General features: G+C 65.0%; 1 protein-coding gene. It reads left to right on the top strand.

From position 1 onward, the window contains the following. Nucleotides 1–1,480, top strand: a 1,480-nt coding sequence (gene rlmKL, locus HSS18214_RS0106480) for a bifunctional 23S rRNA (guanine(2069)-N(7))-methyltransferase RlmK/23S rRNA (guanine(2445)-N(2))-methyltransferase RlmL (RefSeq protein WP_016914478.1), incomplete at both ends; no start/stop codon positions are given.

The following is a 1,480-nucleotide window of genomic DNA, read 5'->3' as shown; positions in this document are numbered from 1 at the left end:
CTCTCCGGCGAGAGCCTTCACCGACGCGGCTACCGGCGTGACGTCGGGCATTCGCCGCTCAAGGAGAACCTGGCCGCTGCCTTGCTGGTGCGTGCAGGCTGGCCCGAGCGCGCCAAGGCTGGCGAGCCTTTGCTGGACCCTTTGTGCGGGGCTGGCACCCTGCTGATCGAGGCCGCGTTGATGGCCGCCGACCAGGCCCCCAACCTCAACCGTGAGCGTTTCGGCTTTCATGGCTGGGCGGGGCATGAGCCTGCGCTCTGGAGTGAGTTCAAGCGCGAAGCCGAAGCGCGGGCGTCAATTGGCCGCAAGCGCTGCAGGAACCCACTGGTCGGCTTCGACCAAAGCCCTGCAGCGCTGAGTGCCGCCAAGTCGAACGCCATGCGTGCGGGCATTCCTGCGCTGATCAGTCTGCATGGCCAAAGCCTGGCCCAGCTCACTCGCCCCGCCGACCTCACCGCCGAGCAGGGCCTGTTGATCACCAACCCGCCCTACGGCGAGCGTTTGGGCGAATTGCCGGAACTGGTCAGGCTCTATGCCCAGCTGGGGGAAAAGGCCAAGGCGCTGTTCCCCGGCTGGATGCTGGCGCTGTTCACCGGCAATCCGGACCTGGGGCATCGCTTGGGGCTGCGCGCCCATAAGCAGTATGCGCTGAAGAATGGTGCGCTGGATGCCAAGCTGCTGATGATGCAGATCGGCGCAGCCAGACAGCCCGCCGCGCCCACCAATCCCGCCACGGCAGAGGCCCCGGCGCCGGAACGGCCTGCCAAGCCAGCGGTGTCGGAAAATGCCCAGATGTTTGCCAACCGCTTGGCAAAGAACCAGAAACGCCTGAAAAAGTGGCTCAAGCAGAGCGGTGAAACCTGCTATCGCCTCTACGATGCCGATATGCCGGAGTATGCGCTGGCCATCGACCGCTATGGCGACCGCGTTCACGTGCAGGAGTATGCCGCGCCGGGCTCCGTGAACCCTGCTCAGGCACAAAAGCGGCTGTTCGACGCGCTGGAAGTGCTGCCTGAGGCGCTGGACGTGGACCCCAGCAAGATTTATGTGAAGCGTCGTGAGCGGCAAACCGGCGCCGCCCAGTACCAGAAGCGCGATGCCAGCGGCGAGCGTTTCGAAGTGCGTGAGGGGAGTGCGCGGCTGTGGGTCAACCTGCGCGACTACCTGGACACCGGGCTGTTTCTCGACCACCGCCCCGTACGGCGTATGCTGGGCGACATGGCCAGCGGCAAGCGCTTCCTGAACCTGTTCTGCTACACGGCCACGGCCACCGTACAGGCCGCGCTAGGCGGGGCCAGCGACAGCGTCAGCGTCGACATGTCCAACACCTACCTGGAGTGGGCCAGAGACAACTTCAGCCTGAATCAACTGGATCACCGACGGCACCGGGTGGTCAGGGACGACTGCTTCCGCTGGCTGGAAACGGCCAATGCCGATTTCGATCTGATCTTCATGGACCCGCCGACGTTCTCGAACTCCA

Origin of the sequence: Vreelandella stevensii S18214, from assembly GCF_000275725.1 — a bacterium.
GTDB classification, from domain to species: domain Bacteria; phylum Pseudomonadota; class Gammaproteobacteria; order Pseudomonadales; family Halomonadaceae; genus Vreelandella; species Vreelandella stevensii.
This window is presented reverse-complemented; position numbering and strand designations above follow the sequence as displayed.